General features: G+C 64.5%; 13 protein-coding genes. 5 read left to right on the plus strand and 8 right to left on the minus strand.

Features of this window, described 5'->3' with window-relative positions; translation table 11 throughout:
• Window positions 1-103: 103 nt before the first annotated feature.
• Window positions 104-1336 (minus strand): cytochrome P450, encoded by a 1233-nt coding sequence (locus tag L6637_RS16000; RefSeq protein WP_237866138.1) that lies wholly within the window; start codon window positions 1334-1336, stop codon window positions 104-106.
• 131 nt (window positions 1337-1467) lie between these two features.
• Here L6637_RS16000 and L6637_RS16005 point away from each other — a divergent pair, with 131 nt between their 5' ends.
• The 3 genes from L6637_RS16005 (at window position 1468) to L6637_RS16015 (ending at window position 3076) form a co-directional block, all read left to right on the plus strand.
• Window positions 1468-2079, plus strand: a complete 612-nt coding sequence (locus tag L6637_RS16005; RefSeq protein WP_237871299.1) for a TetR/AcrR family transcriptional regulator — start codon at window positions 1468-1470, stop codon at window positions 2077-2079.
• Window positions 2080-2236: 157 nt separating this feature from the next.
• Window positions 2237-2518: a hypothetical protein gene (locus L6637_RS16010; RefSeq protein ID WP_237866140.1), complete on the plus strand. Its 282-nt coding sequence runs from the start codon at window positions 2237-2239 to the stop codon at window positions 2516-2518.
• Window positions 2519-2626: 108 nt separating this feature from the next.
• Window positions 2627-3076, plus strand: coding sequence for an ester cyclase (locus L6637_RS16015; RefSeq protein WP_237866141.1), 450 nt, complete (start codon window positions 2627-2629; stop codon window positions 3074-3076).
• A gap of 84 nt (window positions 3077-3160) precedes the next feature.
• On the opposite strand, the gene L6637_RS16020 is transcribed toward L6637_RS16015, so the two are convergent.
• The 3 genes from L6637_RS16020 to L6637_RS16030 form a co-directional block, all read right to left on the minus strand.
• A complete protein-coding gene (locus L6637_RS16020) occupies window positions 3161-5746 on the minus strand; it encodes an EAL domain-containing protein (RefSeq protein ID WP_237866142.1) in 2586 nt (861 codons plus the stop codon).
• A gap of 157 nt (window positions 5747-5903) precedes the next feature.
• Entirely contained in the window at window positions 5904-7205 is a 1302-nt protein-coding gene (locus L6637_RS16025; protein WP_237871488.1) for an MFS transporter, read from the minus strand.
• 90 nt (window positions 7206-7295) lie between these two features.
• Complete coding sequence (locus L6637_RS16030; RefSeq protein WP_237871301.1) at window positions 7296-9686, minus strand: bifunctional diguanylate cyclase/phosphodiesterase; 2391 nt, start codon at window positions 9684-9686, stop codon at window positions 7296-7298.
• A 324-nt stretch (window positions 9687-10010) separates the two neighbouring features.
• On the opposite strand from L6637_RS16030, the gene L6637_RS16035 reads away from it, so the two are divergent.
• Window positions 10011-11177, plus strand: coding sequence for an ABC transporter substrate-binding protein (locus L6637_RS16035; protein ID WP_237866144.1), 1167 nt, complete (start codon window positions 10011-10013; stop codon window positions 11175-11177).
• A gap of 6 nt (window positions 11178-11183) precedes the next feature.
• On the opposite strand, the gene L6637_RS16040 is transcribed toward L6637_RS16035, so the two are convergent.
• From L6637_RS16040 to L6637_RS16055, 4 genes are all read right to left on the minus strand, one after another.
• On the minus strand, window positions 11184-12161 hold the full coding sequence (locus L6637_RS16040) for an NAD(P)-dependent oxidoreductase (RefSeq protein WP_237871302.1): 978 nt from the start codon (window positions 12159-12161) through the stop codon (window positions 11184-11186).
• 13 nt (window positions 12162-12174) lie between these two features.
• A complete protein-coding gene (locus L6637_RS16045; RefSeq protein WP_237871304.1) occupies window positions 12175-14028 on the minus strand; it encodes a TRAP transporter large permease in 1854 nt (617 codons plus the stop codon).
• Window positions 14029-14035: 7 nt separating this feature from the next.
• Window positions 14036-15067 (minus strand): TRAP transporter substrate-binding protein, encoded by a 1032-nt coding sequence (locus L6637_RS16050; RefSeq protein ID WP_237866147.1) that lies wholly within the window; start codon window positions 15065-15067, stop codon window positions 14036-14038.
• A gap of 337 nt (window positions 15068-15404) precedes the next feature.
• Window positions 15405-15848 carry a DoxX family protein gene (locus L6637_RS16055; RefSeq protein ID WP_237866148.1) on the minus strand — a complete coding sequence of 148 codons (444 nt, stop codon included), beginning with the start codon at window positions 15846-15848 and terminating at the stop codon, window positions 15405-15407.
• A 95-nt stretch (window positions 15849-15943) separates the two neighbouring features.
• On the opposite strand from L6637_RS16055, the gene L6637_RS16060 reads away from it, so the two are divergent.
• Window positions 15944-16864, plus strand: a complete 921-nt coding sequence (locus tag L6637_RS16060; protein ID WP_237866149.1) for a LysR family transcriptional regulator — start codon at window positions 15944-15946, stop codon at window positions 16862-16864.
• Window positions 16865-16926: the final 62 nt, after the last annotated feature.

The raw sequence follows: 16926 nt of genomic DNA on the forward strand, positions 1-16926 counted from the left end.
GCTTCAGGCGCGCCGGAACAGCCCCTTATATAGGGGGAAGTGTGGCGAAGTCACAGCGACTGTTGCGCGCGGCGGTTAATGCCCCAAGCCTTACTAACAGGCCTCACCAGCTCGCCGGAAGCTGCTTCAGGCCCCGCAGCACGAAGGTCGGACGCCATTCCGGGTTCTCGACGTCGTCGATGCGCAAATCCGGCAGGCGCCGCAGCAGCGTGGCGATGGCGATCTCGGCCTCGATGCGCGCCAATTGGGCCCCCAGGCAGAAATGGATGCCGCCGCCGAACGACAGCGGCCGGACGTTCGGCCTGGTGATATCGAGCCTCTCGGGGTGATCAGGGTAAACCGCCGGGTCGTGATTGGCCGAGCCGAGCAGGCAGAGCACGGTCTCGCCCTTGGGGATTTTCTTGCCGCCGAGATCGTCAATCTCCTCCAGCGCGACGCGGCCGGTCATCTGCACCGAGGAATCGTAACGCAGGAATTCCTCGATCGCGTTGGTGATCAGGTCCGGCCGCGCCTTCAGGAGCGCGAGCTGGTCCGGATTGCGATGCAGCGCGAGCAGGCCGTTGCCGATCAGATTGACCGTCGTCTCGTGGCCGGCACCGAACAGCAGGATGATGTTCGCCGTCAGCTCCTCATTGGTGAGCTTGTTGCCGTCCTCCTCGGCCTGCACCAGCTGGGTGATGAGATCGTCCCCGGGAGTCTTGCGGCGCAGCTCGAACAGCTGCTGGAAATACATCTGCGCCATCGTGGTGGCGGCGTTACCCTTCGCGATCTCCTCCGATGTCATCGGCACCGGGTCGAGCAGCCGCCCGCCGTCGCGCGAGCTCTTGTAGAAGACCTCGCGATGATCCTCAGGGATGCCGAGCATCTCGCAGATGATGGTGACAGGCAGGCGGAAGGCGAAATCCTCGATCAGGTCCATATGACCGCGGTCGATCACGGCATTGATGGTCTGGTCGACGATCTCCTGGATACGCGGCCGCATGTCCTCGACGCGGCGGGCGGTGAAGGCCTTCACGACGAGGCCGCGCAGGCGGGTGTGGTCGGGCGGATCGGCCTGCAGCATCCAGTGCCCCATGCTGCGGAACACCGGCTCCTTCATGATGTCGGGGCCATAGCGGCGCGTCGTGCGCTCCACGAAATCCTTGCCGAAACGCTTGTCACGCATCACCAGGCTGACATCGGCATGGCGGCTGGCCACGAACTGGCCGAACGGCGTGACGTGGATCGGGTCGATCGTGCGCAGCCGGTCGTAATGCGGATAGGGATTGCGAATGAAGTCCGGCGCCAGCGGATTGAACAGGGGATCGCTGGCGACGCTCTGAACTTGCTCGTTCATGGTGACCTCACATCGGTTGCCGCATGACACGATACGCCGGTTGCAGCCCCGGAGCCGGCGTAACCATCCCTGATGAATTATCAACTCGATACATTGTTGTATCGAGTTGCATTTTGCCCTAAACTGCTGCGATGTCAAGGCTGAGGACCAGGCCGACCAGGGACGACACGCGCGAGGCGCTGTTCGAGGCGGCCGCACGCGTGTTCGAGCAGGACGGCATCGGCGGCGCCAGCATAGAGGCGATCGCGGCCGAGGCAGGCTTCACCCGCGGCGCGTTCTATTCGAACTTCAACAGCAAGGACGAGCTCATCTTCGCCATGCTCGAGGACCATGTCGAGCAATCGATCCGGCGCAACATGGAGATCCTGGCGCAACACAAAAACCTCGACGACTTCATCGCGGCGCTGAGGACGATGGACCGCGCCCGGCAGGACCCCCTCGCCCGCTCGCCGCTGCTGCATATCGAGATGATCCTGTTCGTCGCGCGCGCCGAGAAGCGTCGCCCGGAACTTGCAAAACGCCTGCGCGCGCGGCGCAAGCTGATCGCCGATATCGTCGAGGCGACCTTGAAGGACAGCGCCAAAGGCGAGACGTTGAACCCGCCCTGGATGGCTTCGGTCGTGCTGGCGCTGGAAGATGGCTTTCGCCTGCACCGGCTGATCGATCCCGAGACCACGCCGGCCGACAGCTTTCTGCGCGCGATAAGCGATTTGCGACGCAGGACGGGATTGGCGTCGGACTAGGGCGCGCCAGCGACGCGCGATATCGTGTGTTCTCGCAAACGAGGATGCGTCTTCGAAAGAGCCGCGCTTTGTCGCGCGGGATAGTTTTTCGAACGCATTCGTAGCGGCGGGCGCTGCCGGCGGTCGCGCGTCACACCGGCACCGAAAGGAACTTCCAATGGCCTTCCTGTCAAAGACGACCATCGCAACGGCTGCGTTCGCGATCATCTCTAGCCAGGCGTTCTCGGAAGCGTGCTGGGATTTCAAATCCGACACCGCCTACATGTATCGCGGGCCGGGGCAAATGAGCGTCCGGGAATTCGGAGGCGACCGTCGCAGCGCGATCATGAAGTACGCGGCGAAAGTACCGAAGAACACCGTGTTCTTCATGAAGGACGGCGAGCTCTATTCTGCGGCGGGGATGTCGGAGAATTCGCTGAACGAGCTTCATATGGAATGACGGACGCAGCAAGGCGGCCACGACATCGGGAATCGGGTGGGCCGGCGGCCATGACATCGTCATAACTTCTCATGGTGGGCGCCAAAGCGCACAACAGGAGAAGTGACCGTGTCGATTGAAGACGACAACAAGGCCATCGTTGGCCAGTGGTTCACGAAGTTCTGGGGCAAGACCTGCGACCTCGGAATTGTCGATGAACTGGCAGCGCCAGATATGCTGCTGCAATACTCGCTGCACGAGCCGCGGCGTGGGCGCGACGACATCAAGGCGTTCATGACGGACTTTCGGAAAGCGTTCCCCGATCTCAATTTCTGGGGCGCTGCCGATCTCATCGCCGAAGGCGACTATGTCGTCGGCCGATGGGAAGGCGGAGGCACGCATACCGGGCCGGCGTTCGGCGACTTCCTGGCAGGATCGCTGCCGGCCAACACCGGCCGCAAGATGAAGTTCACCGGCACGACCGTGTTGAAACTCAAGGACGGAAAGATCCTCGAGGAAATCGGTCTTGACGACGGGGTTACGGCCTTGCAGCAGCTCGGCCTCATCCGCGCCGCGTGAAGCGCAAATTGCCCTGTGCCGGGCGGAGACCTCAACAAACACACCGGCGACCTCGAGGTCGCCGGTGTCATATTGGAACGCGCGCTACGCCGACCGCTTCACCGCAACCACATCCGCAGGCTTGACATCCAGCCGGCCCAGCATCGCCCGTGCCTGCTCGGCACAGTGCTCGATCAGCCAGCGCTCGAAGGCAACAGGCGCGAGCGCAGGGGCGTAGAAGAAGCCTTGCACGACGTCGCAGCCGAGCTCGGCCAGCATCTTGCGCTGGCCTTCGGTCTCGACGCCTTCGGCGACGACGGTCATGCCGAGGCCCTGGCCGACGCGCACCACGGCGGTGGCGATCGCCAGTGCGCCCGCGTCACGCTCGATGTCGCGCATGAAACTGCGATCGATCTTGATCTCGCGGATCGGCAGATGGGCGAGCCGGCTGAGGCTCGAATAGCCGGTGCCGAAATCATCCACGGACAGGCCGATGCCGAGCGCGCGAATCGCGTGCATCGTCTCCAGCGCGGCGGCGCCGTCCTGCATGAAGGTCCCTTCGGTGATCTCCAGCATCAACGCATCCGGCGGCAGATCGTATTCGGCAAGGACGTCCTCGAGCCGTGCGGCCAGCGCGACGTGGCGGAAATTGATCGGCGACAAATTCACCGAGACGCTGGGAATGTTGAGCCCGGCGCGACGCCAGGCCGCCATCTGCCGGCAGGCCTCGCGCACCGACCACAGGCCGATCTGCTCGATCAGGCCGCATTCTTCGGCGAGCGGGATGAATTTGGCCGGCGAGACATCGCCGAGCACGGCGTCGTGCCAGCGCGCCAGCGCTTCGACACCGTGGATGGCGCCGTCGCAGCTGCGAATCTGCGGCTGGTAGCTGAGGCTGAGCGCGCCCTCGGCAATGGCGCGGCGGAGCGCCGCGATCATCGCCAGCCGCTGTTCGGTCAGGCCGTTCATTTCGGCGTTGAACATGCGATGAGTCGAACGGCCCGCCTGCTTGGCCATATACATGGCGGCATCGGCCTGCTGCATCAGCGTGTCGATATCGGTGGCGTGGTCGGGATAGAGGCTGATGCCGATGCTGGCCGACATCGGCATCAGCTTCGATCCGAGCCGCAACGGCGCGGTCAGCGCTTCCGTGATGCGAGCAGCGATCTGCTCGGCACCCTCGGCATTGCGATGCGGCAGCAGGATGACGAACTCGTCGCCGCCGAGCCGGCCCAGCATGTCTTCAGGCCCGATCTGCTCGCGCAGGCGCTGCGCGAGCTGGATCAGAAGCTCGTCGCCGGCGGCATGGCCGAGCGTGTCGTTGACGTCCTTGAAGTGATCGACGTCGAGGAAGGCCAGCGCGACATGGCTGCCGGTCGGACAGGCGTTGATCGCGGTCGTGATCAGGTGTCGCAATTGCGCGCGGTTGGGCAGGCCGGTGAGAATATCGTGATAGGCAAGCCGCGCGATCTCGGCGCGCGCTTCCTTGCGTTCGATGGCGAAGGCGCCGAGGTCGACGCAGGCATCGACAATGCGCCGGTGCCAATTGCTCGGCGCGCGAGGCTCGCGATAGTAGAATGCGAAGGTGGCAATAACCCGGCCGTCCTTGGCCTTGACCGGGGTCGACCAGCACGCACGCAAGCCGGTCGCCAGCGGCATGGTCTTGTAAGGTTGCCAGCGCGGATCGGTGTCGAGATCTTCAGCCAACACCGGTTCGCCATAGAAGGCGGCGGTGCCGCAGGAGCCGACATTGGGGCCGATCGCGATGCCGTCCAGCGCGCGGGAATAGTCCGCGGGCAAGCTCGGACCGCCGAGCGGATGAATCAGGCCTGCGGCATCGACATGCAGCAGCGAGCAGACGACGTCGGGCGCGATCTCCTCGACGCGGCGGCAGAGCCGGTCGGCAATCTCGGTGATCGGCACCTCGTCGGCGAGCGCGCTCATGATGAGCTGCTGCAGCGAGCGCAACTGCCGGCTCTCGGTGATGTCTTCGACCAGTGCGAAGATGTGCTTGGCGCGGCCTTTGTTGTCGCGGAAGGCGTCGATCCGGGCGGAAATCCAGATCTCCTCGCCATCCTTGTTATAGACCAGTGTCTCGACCTCGCCGCGCCGGCCGCCGTCGAGGAGCCGCTTGACGAGCTTGGCAATGGCGGTGCGGTTGGTGTGGCATCCGGCGATCAGCTCACCTGCGCGGCGGCCCTCGGCCTCCTCGCTGGTGTAGCCGAACAGCGTCGTGAAAGAGGAATTGACGTAGAGGATGTTCTGCTCGACGTCGGTGACGATCACCGCGCGATTGGTCTGGTCCGAGACTGCGTTGAGCAGCCCGATCCTGACGCGACGCTCGGCGTCGGCGGTGACGTCGCGCGCGAACACGATGTAATGGGTGGCGCCGTTTATGGTCGTTGAGGACAACGCGATCGTGGCCTTGATCCGGCTGCCGTCGCGCCGCACCAGGCTGATCTCGTCGCGAAAGTCCACGACCGGATCGGCGTGAAGACATTTGAGGGTGAGAATGGCGGCATCGCCGCCGAGCACCTCGGCACGAGCGAGCTTCCAGATCCGCTCAGCGCCGGCGTTGAAATAGGTGATGCGATGCGCATCGTCGACGATGACGATGCCGTCGTCGGCGCATTCGAGCACGGCGCGCAGCACGTCGGGCATTTCGGTCACGGAGCAGTCGGAGGCAGACATCGTTGAACCCGGCAGCATCAGCAAGATACGGCAATCGGCTCCAGGTTAACGCGTCGATGGTGTCCAAGACCTTTTTGCAACCGACCCGCGTTCGGCCAAGCCGCGACATGCTTAACAGTCCGCGAAAGATGCAGAGGTAATCCAGTGCGAGTGGAACCTATTCCGCGCCAGTTCCCGCCCGGAGCGTGTGAAGCCGGCCGGCCACGGCCCGCACTTTGCCCGGCGAGGCCCGCCAGACCGACAGCGCCGACAGGAGGCTTACGAGGATGGCGATGGCAAAGGCGAACGTATAATTCCCAGTGCGGTCGTAGAGCAGGCCTGTCACCCATGGCCCGGCCGCCCCGCCCGCCAATGCCGCGAGCATGATCATGCCGAAGATGCTGCCCTGTTGGCGGCCCTGAAAAATCTCGAACACCACTGCGCCCATGATCGAGGTGAGCCCGTAGCCGAGCGCGCCTTGCGTGAACACCATCAGCCAGACCAGCCAGACCGAGGGCTGGTATTTCAGCGCGATCAGCGCCGCGAAGCAGATCGCAAACCCGGCGCAACTGATGGCCCAGACCCATTCCCGCCCGATCCGGTCGGAGGTGTGGCCGAGGAAGATCTGGCCGGGGATACCAAGCAGGCTGACGGCACCGAGCGCCCAGACCGCAACGCTCGGGCTGAAGCCGATGTCGAGCAAGAATTTGGTCTGGTGCACCTGCACCGCGTACCAGATGTACAGGCCGCAGAAATAACCGAGCGCGATCCACCAGAAGCGCGCGGTCGCAACCGCCCGCTTCAGCGTCCAGTCGGTGGCGGCCCAGTCGGGATCGACGATGTTGGAGACCGGCTTTGCGGCGCCTGTGACCGGCGCGGCGTCACCGTCGGGTTGCAGGCCGATGTCTTCGGGGCGCTTGTGCAGCAGCAGATTGATCGGCGCCAGCACGACCAGGATCATCAGGCCCATCGCGGTGCAAGCGGTGCGCCAGCCAGTCTGCTCGATCAAATGCTGCACCCACGGCAGCAGCGTGATCGAGCCGATGCCGACGCCGGCGAACGCAATGCCGATGGCAAAGCCGCGCTTGCGGATGAACCAGTTCGGCAGGAACAGCGACTGGCCGGAATAACCGAGACACACGGAACCGGCTCCGACCATGACGCCGATCGTCAGATAGAGATGCCAGGGCTGGCTGGTCAGCGGTGCGAGCAGCAGCCCGCCGCCCATCAGCAGCACCCCGAGCTCCATCACCGCGCGCGGGCCGGCGCGGTCCATCAGCCGTCCGATCAGCGGGCTGGCCACGGCAGAGGCAACGAAACCGAAGGAGAACGCGCCCGCAGTCACGCCGCGCTCCCAGCCGAACTCGGCAATGATCGGCGGAAAGAACAGCGAGAAGGAGGTGCGCGCGTTGACGCCGATCGCCATGGTGACGAATGTCACAGCAACCACGACCCAGCCGTAGAAGAACGGAAGCCGCATTTTTCTTTGTTTCACCCCTAGACGATCCTTCGGACCATCTGGGGACGGCGGGGTCAAGCGATTTTCGCGAATGCCGGATGCGTGGCGCGCTCAGGCCGCGTCGCGCCGCGAGCCTTCGGAGGACCCATCAAGCTCAATCTGGTCGATCGGCAGCGGACGCCCGAACAGATAGCCTTGCGCGAAGTTGACTCCGAGCGCCTTCAGACGCTCGAACTCCTCTGATGTCTCGACGCCTTCGGCGGTGACCGACATGTCGAGCCCGCGCGCCAGTGTCACGATCGAGGAGATGATCGCGGAACTGCGCGGCTGGTACGTGAGATTGCGGATGAACGATTTGTCGATCTTGATCTTGTCGAACGGAAATGCGGTGAGATAGCTCAGCGAGGAATAGCCGGTGCCAAAATCGTCGAGCGCGAGCTCGACGCCGATGCTCTTCAGCCGCTCCATAAAGGCGTGATTCTCGGCGCCGCGCTCCAGCAGAACGGATTCGGTGATCTCGATCTCGAGGCGCTCCGGTGACAGGCCGGAATCCCGCAGTGCCATGGTGATGACGTCGAACAGATCCGCTTCCTTGAACTGGATCGGCGACAGGTTCACCGCGACCATCAGGTCGGACGGCCAGCCGGCCGCATCCGCGCAGGCGCGACGCAGCACGAATTCGCCGAGCGGCACGATCAGCCCGGTCTCCTCCGCGAGCGCTATGAACTGATCGGGCGGGATCAGCCCGCGGGTCGGATGCCGCCAGCGCACCAGTGCCTCGAAGCCGCGCCGAGCGCCGGTGCTGGCATCCATGAACGGCTGATAGTGCACCTCGAGCTGGCAGAGCGCGATGGCGTCGCGCAGGTCCCCCTCCAGCGTGTTGCGCGCCTCGAGCTCGGCCGACATCGCCTCGTCATAGATGGTGAAGCAGTTGCGGCCGGCCGATTTCGAGCGATAGAGCGCAAGGTCGGCCTTCTTCAGCAGTTGCTCCTGGTCGCTGCCGTGATCCGGCGCGACGGCAATGCCGATGCTGGTGCCGATCTCGACGCGATGTCCGGGCAGCAGGAATGGCTCGGCGACCAGCTTGGCGATCCGCGCCGCGAGTTCGGTCGAAGCGGCGCGCTGATCCTCGCAGCCCTCCTGGATGATGGCGAATTCGTCGCCGCCGAGCCGCGCCAGCACGTCGGTGGCGCGCACCGCAGATTTCAGCCGTTGCGCCACCAGGCGCAGCAGCGCATCACCAGCACCATGACCGAGGGAATCGTTGACGTTCTTGAAGCGGTCGAGATCGAGCATCAGGATCGAGAAGGACCAGCCGCCGTGCTCCAGCTGGCCGTTGAGCTCGTCGAGCCGGGTCAGGAAGAAGGCGCGGTTCGGCAATCCGGTCAGCACGTCGGTCTGCGCCAGCTCCAGCACGCGCCGGTTGGCCAGCGACAGTCGCCGCGAATTGCGGCTGGCGAGCATCAGATAGGTCGACAGCGACAACGTCAGCAGCATGCCGACCATCAGCACGGCGCCGGCGCGGTCATAGCTCGTCTCCAGCGGGCCGCCGGCCGTCGGAATTGCCCGTACTTGCCAATCGGCGTCGCCGATCTTGAGGCCGCCCGACCAGTGCCGGCCGCGCGCGACATCGCGCATCGACTGCGGTGCGTCCGCTGCGGAAGCGTAGTCGGGCAGCATGCCCTCCAGGCTGATGATCCGGGCGCTGTAGGGTTGATAGACGTTGATGCTGACCGCCGGGCTCGCGCCGGTCCTGACACGGATGGCCTGCATCAGCAGGGGCAGGTCGAAGATGCCGACAACGAAGCCCGAGATATTGCGGCGGCGGTCGGCGACGGCGTCGCGCGAGGTCCCCTTGGCGTAGACGGGCACGATCACGAGTACGTTCGGCAATTGGCCGGCGCCGTTCCGGGCATAGAGCTCGGTGCGGATCGCGGCAATGTTGTCATTGTCCCGGGCGCGCTCGAGCGCGACCTTGCGGTCAGGCACGCTCATATAGTCCATGCCGTAGACACGCGATGTCTTGGCCTGCGTCGAGTAGAAGATCGGAAAGTATTCCTCGGCCTGCGGCGCAGTGGCGAAGTCGCCACCTTGGAGCGCCTTGATGTGATAGCCGGATACGCCGTCGGCAATCGCGGCCGCCTCGTATTCGGTGCGCTCCTTGCGGGTGATCCGCGGCAGCCAGCCGATCCGCAACAGGCCGGGATAACGTTCGAACAGCTTGCCGCTGAACGTCTCGAACTCGCTGCGGGTGACGCCCTCGTTGGAGGATTCGAACAGGGTGCGCAGCGCCACGAGCCGGCTGATATATTCGTTCATGCCGTTCTGCATGACGATGGCCTGCGTCTCGGCCGCGTTCTCGAACTCGATCTTATTGACGCGGTCTTCCCAGCGCGCCACCGCAGCGGCGCCCGCAAGCGAGAACAGCAGGCCAACGGCAGCCGCGACCAGCGCAGGGCGATGAAGGCCGAGCAGCGCCGCAACGCGCCACCGTCCAGTCATACGCTTTCGATCCTGATCGTTCTGATCGCGATCGCTCATCTTGATTCCGAAACGTCCCCTCGGCGCGCCAGCAGTACCTTGGGTTGAGCCGCCGTGGGGACTATCGGACAAGGAATGGGGTTAAAAACTGCACAATGTCGGAACCGACCCGCCGCGCATTGCGCGGTGTAGTTAACGATTGATCCGCGCATTCCCGCAATCTGACGGCCAATTACCGCATTTACCCGGAATCCTACGGATCATCTTCTCGAGGCCGGTTAGCGCCCTGTTCAGCCTGCGCGCCTATTGTAGCCACGACTTTTCCAGCTTCCGGCGAACTCTCTCATGAAACGACCGCGCGCAGCGCTAGGCATCGCGCTTGCCGCCGCGCTGCTGGCAGCGGCAATGCCAACGGCAAGAGCCGACGAAGTCGGCGTCAGCGAGGACGCGATCCTGTTCGGCCAGGCGGCGGTGCTCGAAGGTCCCTCCTCCCAACTTGGTCAACGCATGCGGCACGGCATCGTCGCGGCGTTCACTGAAGTCAATGCCAATGGCGGCATTCACGGCCGCAAGCTCCAGCTCATCAGCCGCGACGACGGCTACGACCCTGATCGTTCGGTGGTCCAGACGCTGCGGCTGATCGAGGACGACAAGGTGTTCGCGCTGATCGGCGCGGTGGGTACACCGACTGCGATGGCGACGATCCCGATCACGAGCGCCCGCGAAGTGCCGTTCATCGGACCACTCAGCGGGGCCGCACTGCTGCGCGACGTGGAACTGACGAATGTCGTGAACATCCGCGCCAGTTACGGCGCGGAGACGGAGACCATCATCGGGCATCTCACCGAGGATCGCCACTTCACCCGGATCGGCATCTTCTACCAGGACGATTCCTTCGGCCGTGACGGGCTCAGGGGTGTGAAGAACGCGCTCGCCAAACGCGGCCTCGAGCTCGCCGCCGAAGGCACTTTCGAACGCAACACCCGCGCGGTCGGCGCGGCCTGGCGCACGATCAAACGCGCCGAGCCCGAGGCGATCGTCATGGTCGGGACCTACGGCCCCAGTGCAGAGTTCATCAAGCTCGCACACCGCAGCGGCGTCTATCCGACATTCGTCAACATCTCCTTCGTCGGCGCGACCGCGCTCGCCAAGGAGCTCGGCCCGGACGGGGAAGGCGTCGTCGTCGCGCAGGTCGTGCCGTTCCCCTGGGATCGTTCGATCAAGCTCGTGGCTGACTACCAGGCGGCGCAGACCGCGTTTGATCCCACGCTGGCACCAGACTTCGTGGCACTCGAAGGTTATCTCTCCGGCCGCCTCGTGGCGGCTGCGCTGGAAAAAGTCGGACCGAATCCGACCCGCGCCGGCCTGTTACGCACGATCAGCGATATCGGCCGCTTCGACATCAGCGGCAGCATTGTCACCGTTGGCGCGCGCGCGATCGAGACGCCGCCAAAGGTGTTTCTCACCGTGATTCAGAAGGACGGGACGTTCAAGCCGGTGGACCGGCTGTAGGTCAGTTCACGACCGCCGCGTCCAGCGTTCGGCGTTGACCGCGCCTTGCGGCGCTTCGCCCTTGATGATGGCATCGACCTGCCGCACCGTCTCCAGCGACTGGTATTCGATCGCCTGCGGCGTCAGGCCGCCGACATGCGGCGTGGCAATGACACCAGGGAACTTCGCCAGCTCCGGTGTCGGCATCTGGTCGGGCGCACGGCCGACATCCATCGCAGCGCCGGCGATGCGGTTCTCCAGCAGCGCCTTGGCGAGCGCCGCCTCGTCGACCAGATTGCCGCGCGAGAGATTGATGAAGACGGCATGCATCTGCATGCGCGCCAACGCTGCCTCTCCGATCAGCTTCTCGGTCTGCTCGTTGGCGATGGCGAGGCACACGACGTAGTCCGAGGCCGCGAGCAGCTCGTCGAGCGCGACATGCCGGATCGCGCTGTCGCTGACATCAGCGAAGGGATCGGCCACCAGCACCTGCATGTGCAGCACCTTCGCGATCTCGGCAAGATAGCGCCCGATGCTGCCATAACCGATGATGCCAATCGTGCTGCCGGCAAGCTGCCGGCCCATCCGCGCCTCCGGCTTGCGGCCAGCGTGGTAGTCGGCCGTCGCTCGCGACACGCCGCGCGACAAATCGACCATGAAGCCGACCGCGAGCTCGGCGACCGCCTGCACGAAGCCGGGACCGGCGCGCGTCACCAACACGCCAGCTTGCGAGGCCGCCTCGACATCGACGTTCCTGATATCGACGGCACAGCGCACGAAGGCTCGCAGGCGCGGTAATTGCCCAAAAATCTCGCCGCGGCCCTCGGTCATGCGATCGGCGACGATGATGTCGGCGTCCCTGGCCGCATTGACGAGGTTCGCCGAGTCGAGCGCCTGGTCACCTTCGTGCAGGATCACCTCGGCGATGGCGCACAAGCCGTTCAGGCTGCGATCACCATAGTAATTGCGGCGCATCTCCGGCGTGTGGGCCAGCAGGACTTTCACGGGTAGCACTCCTTCAGTAGCCGAACGCGCGCGGCAAGACGGTGCTCAGCCACGGCACGAAGGCGATGACCAGCAGGCACAGGAACAACAGGCCGAGATAGCCGAGGATCGGCTTCACCGTCTGCTCGATCGGCACATTGCCGATCAGGCAGGCGCCGTAGAGCCCGAGCCCCAGCGGCGGCGCGAACAGGCCGACGCCCATCGCAATCACGAGCACGACGCCGAAATGCAGGGGATCGATGCCGAGCTGCACTGCCACCGGCAACAGCAGCGGCCCGAAAATGATCAGCGCGGCCGCCCCTTCCAGCACCGAGCCCATCACGATCAGCACGGCGATGGCGAGCAGGATGAACAGCCACGTCCCGCTCGTCTTGGACAGGCCCAGCATGAAGTCGCCGACCGCATGCGGCACCTGCTGCAAGGTCAGCGTGAACGCCAGCGATTGCGCCGCGGCGACGATGAACAGCACCAGGCCCGCACGCGTTGCAGCCTGCACGAAACTCTGCGCCGTCGATCTGAGGCTGAGCTCGCGGAACACCACGCTGCCGACGACAAGCGCATAGGCGACGGCGAATGCGGAGATTTCCGTGGCCGTGGCAAAGCCGCTCTTGAAGCCGAAGAAGATCATGAAGATCAGGCCGAACGATGCGATCGCGCCGCTCCAGAGGCCCGAGACCGCAACCTGCGGTTCGACCTCCTCGGCGTCATCAGGCGTCTTGCCTGACATGATGGAGAAGGCGATCAGCACCGCCGCCATCAGCGCCGCGGGCAGCAGGCCTGCCATGAACAGACCGCCGATCGAAAGGTTTGCGACAAAGCCCAGAATGATCAGATTGATGCAGGGCGGAATGGTCTCCGCCATCACCGCGGACGCCGCGAGCAGCGCCACCGCGCTGCCCGGATTCTGCTTCGAGCGGCGCGCTGCCGGGATCAGCACCGAGCCGACGGCGGCAACATCAGCCATCTTCGAACCTGATATGCCGGAGAACAGCACCATCGAGGCGACCATCACGACATTCAGGCCGCCGCGCATGCGGCCGACCGCGCGCTGCAGCAGCTCGATCAGGCGTACCGACATGCCGTTGGCTTCCATGAGGTAGCCGACGAGGATGAAGAACGGAATTGCCAGCAGCACGAAATTGTCGATGCCGCGCGCCATCTGCTGGGCGAAGATGACGCCGGGCAGCGCGCCCTCGACCCAGATGAAGATCAGCGCGGCCAGCGCCAGCGCAAAGCCGATCGGCAGGCCGCCGAACAGCGTCGCGAAGAAGCCGATCAGCATCAAGGTGCCCGCCGACGGCACCGAGGACGGCGACAGAGTGTCCCATGCGAGATAGAGGCCGGTGACGACGGCGACTGCGACGAGGCCCCTGGCAATCTCCGGCAGCGATCGCGCGCAGAGATGATCGATCGCGAACACCGTCATGAACAGCGCGCCGATGCCCATCGGGTAGAATGTCAATTCCAGCGGCAGGCCCGAGCCGGTTGTCTGTCCTGATGTCAGCGAGCCCAGCTTGATCGCGTTATAGGCGACATAACCGGAGATCAGCACGACGAGCAGGCTGCTTGCCGCATCGACCAGCGTGCGCAGCCGCATCGGCAGCAGATCACGGAAGAAGGACACGCCGACATTCTCGCCGCGCGCCAGCGCACTCGCCGCGCCGAAGAAGGCCGATCCGACCATCAATCCGCGCGCGACGTCATCGGACCATTCGACCGGAGCGTTGAAAAAGAAGCGCAGCAGCACCGATCCGCAGACGACCGCGAGATCGGCGGCCAAAAGGATGGCCGCGATCGCGTCGCTGCAACGAAGCAGCAACCCGATGCCCCCGCGGCGGCCGCTCGGGAGCGATACGGCTTCTGCCATCGCCATCTCAGGCTTGCGTCGAACGAATGATGTCGATCACGGCCTTGGACTCCGGCCGCGCCTTGATGAAGTTATCGATCTGCGGCGCCACGCGCTTCTTGAAGGCCTCGCGATCGCATTCGGCTACCGTCACGCCCTTCTCGGTCAAGGCCGTCAGCGCCTCTTTCTCGACCGCAAGCCCGTGGGCCCGCGTGTCGACCGCGGCCTTCTTGGCGGCGTCGAGGAAACCCTCGCGCAGCTTCGGATCCATGCGGTTGAACGTCATGTCGCTGAAATAGACCGCCAGCGGCGAGAAATTATGCTGCGTCAGCGCATAGGACTTTGCCGTCTCATAGAACTTGCTGGCAAGGATGGTCGGCGGATCGTGCTCGAGACCGTCGAGCACCCCGGCCTGCAGCGCCGTGTAGATTTCGCCGAACGCCAGCGGCGTCGCGGCAGCACCCATGAGGCGCAGGCATTCGGTGATGACGGGATTGGGCAGGGTGCGGATCTTGAGGCCGGCAAGATCCTCAGGCGTCTTCACCGGCTTCTTCGCGAGCACGCTGCGCGAGCCGAAATTATAGGCCCAGGCGATGATGCGGATGTTGCTGCCCTTGAGCAGCGCGTCCTCGATCGGCTTGGCCGCACCCGCGTCGAACGCCTTGGTCTGCTGCGGGAAGCTCGCGAACAGAAAGCCGAGATCGTAGGTGCCGACCAGCGGGACCAGATTGGCCGAGATCGACGAGCCCGAGATCATGAGGTCGATGACGCCGAGCTTCACCGAGTTGATGACGTCGATCTCCTGACCGAGCTGGTTGTCGGGGAAGAAGGCGACCTCGACCTGCTCGCCAAGCCCGTTGGCCTTAATCTGCTTCACGAGATTGTCGTAGTAGACGCGGCCGTTGGCGAATTTGGGATCGTTCGGCAGCGAGGAGGAGCATTTCAGCTTCAGCGTCGCAGCTTCGGCGCGGCCGATGATGGCGGGAGAGAGCACGAGGCCGGCGGTCAGCGCCGTCGACGACTTGATGAACGTGCGACGGCTGACGGGCACGAGGGTCATGATGTCTCTCCCCAATATGTTTTTATTTGCTGGCCACGGTCGTTGCCACGGCCTGTTGCGCGCAGAGTATGGCCAAAGCGACGAGGCAGGCAAGGCTTGCCGTCAAGCGCGATGCGCGTGCGAGCGGCAGGCACGCCAGCACGAATTGCTGGGAAATGCCTATATTTGCGGTTGTTTTCGATCATGCCGCATCGCGGCCGAACGGCTTCCATGCAAGATTGACGCAGATCGATCCAATTCAGGTATGGATCAATGCCGAACGCAGATTGATGGGCACGCAGCAAAAAGCTGCGGGACCGGAATCCCGCAGCTCTGCCTTTTTCAGCGATCGACGAGATCAGCGCGACGGCGCGACGCTCAGCTGTCCGTTCGCCGCCTCGACATCGCGCGAGGGCCGCAGCGCGAAGGCGCCATCGCCGAGCAGCGCCTGCGCGACCAGCGCGATCACCCAGAACGCCGGATATTCCCAGCCGCCCTTCGGATTGGTGAAAAAGAAACCGGCCGCACCATGCACGGTGAAGATCGCGCCGAGCAGAACGGGAATGCCGACCAGCGCCGCATAGCGGGTCCAGACGCCGAGAATCAGAGCAATGCCGCTGAGAACCTCCACGGTCATGACGACGTAGGCGAGCTCGGGCGGGAAGCCGAGGCTGCCGAAGAACTTTGCGGTGCCGGCGGGGGTGAAAACGAACAGTTTCAGGCCGGCATGGGCCAGGAACAGCGCGCCCAAGGTCACGCGCAGCACCAGCGCGGCGTAGGGAGCGGTACGGGAATCGATCATAGCAGTCTCCATTGTTACGCGATCTATGATCTATTCTCAGAAGAATGATAATCTGCTATTTTGGAATTATACTTCACACTATCAGAGTGAAATCGATGCTCGACCGGCTGACCAGCCTGGAAGTCTTCGCCAAGGTGGCAGCGAACGGCAGCCTGTCAGGCGCGGCCCGGGCGATGGGCCTGTCGCAGACCATGGTGACCAAACATGTCGCCTCGCTCGAGGCGCGGCTCGGCATCAGGCTGTTCCACCGCACCACGCGGCGGCTGTCGATCACCGAGGCCGGCCGGCTCTATCTGGAATCCTCCGAGCGGATTCTCGCCGACATGGAGACGGCCGACGCCGCGGTCGCGCGCGAGCGCGTCGAGCCGCGCGGCTCGCTGCGGGTCAACGTGCCCGTCGTGTTCGGCACACGCCAGATCGCACCGCTCATTGCCGACTTCTCGGAGCGTCATCCCGAGGTCACGATCGAGCTCGGCCTCAACGATCGTCTGGTCGATCTCGCCGAGGAAGGCTGGGACCTCGCGATCCGTATCGGCAAACTGCGTGACTCCAGCATGGTGGCGCGCAAGCTCGCGCCGAACCGCCTGGTCGTCTGCGCTGCCCCGTCCTATCTCGCCAAGCACGGCACGCCGCGCAGCGTGGCCGATCTCGCCGCGCATAATTGCCTCGGCTACACGCTGTCGCAGCAGGCAAGCGCTGCGGAATGGCTGTTCGGCGCGGATGGCGAGATCCGCGTCCAGATCTCCGGCAATCTGCGCGCCAACAATGGCGATGCGCTGCGCGCGGCGACGCTGGCTGGCCTTGGCCTCGCGCGACAGCCGACCTTCATCGTTGCCGACGATTTGCGCGCCGGCACGCTGGTCGCGCTTCCACTCGACCAGCCGGAGATGCAGTCATCTGCCGTGCATGCGGTCTACCTGCCCGATCGTCGCCCGCCGGCAAAAGTGCGCGCCTTCATCGATTTCCTCGCTGCGCGCTTTGCACCTGATCCACCATGGGATCGCGGGTTGTTCTGACAGTGCACGGCATGACGCGACGGCTGCGGCAGAGCCCCTGCCCCACTTTTCCGGATCATGCT

It is taken from the genome of Bradyrhizobium zhengyangense, from assembly GCF_022012435.1.
GTDB lineage: Bacteria > Pseudomonadota > Alphaproteobacteria > Rhizobiales > Xanthobacteraceae > Bradyrhizobium > Bradyrhizobium zhengyangense.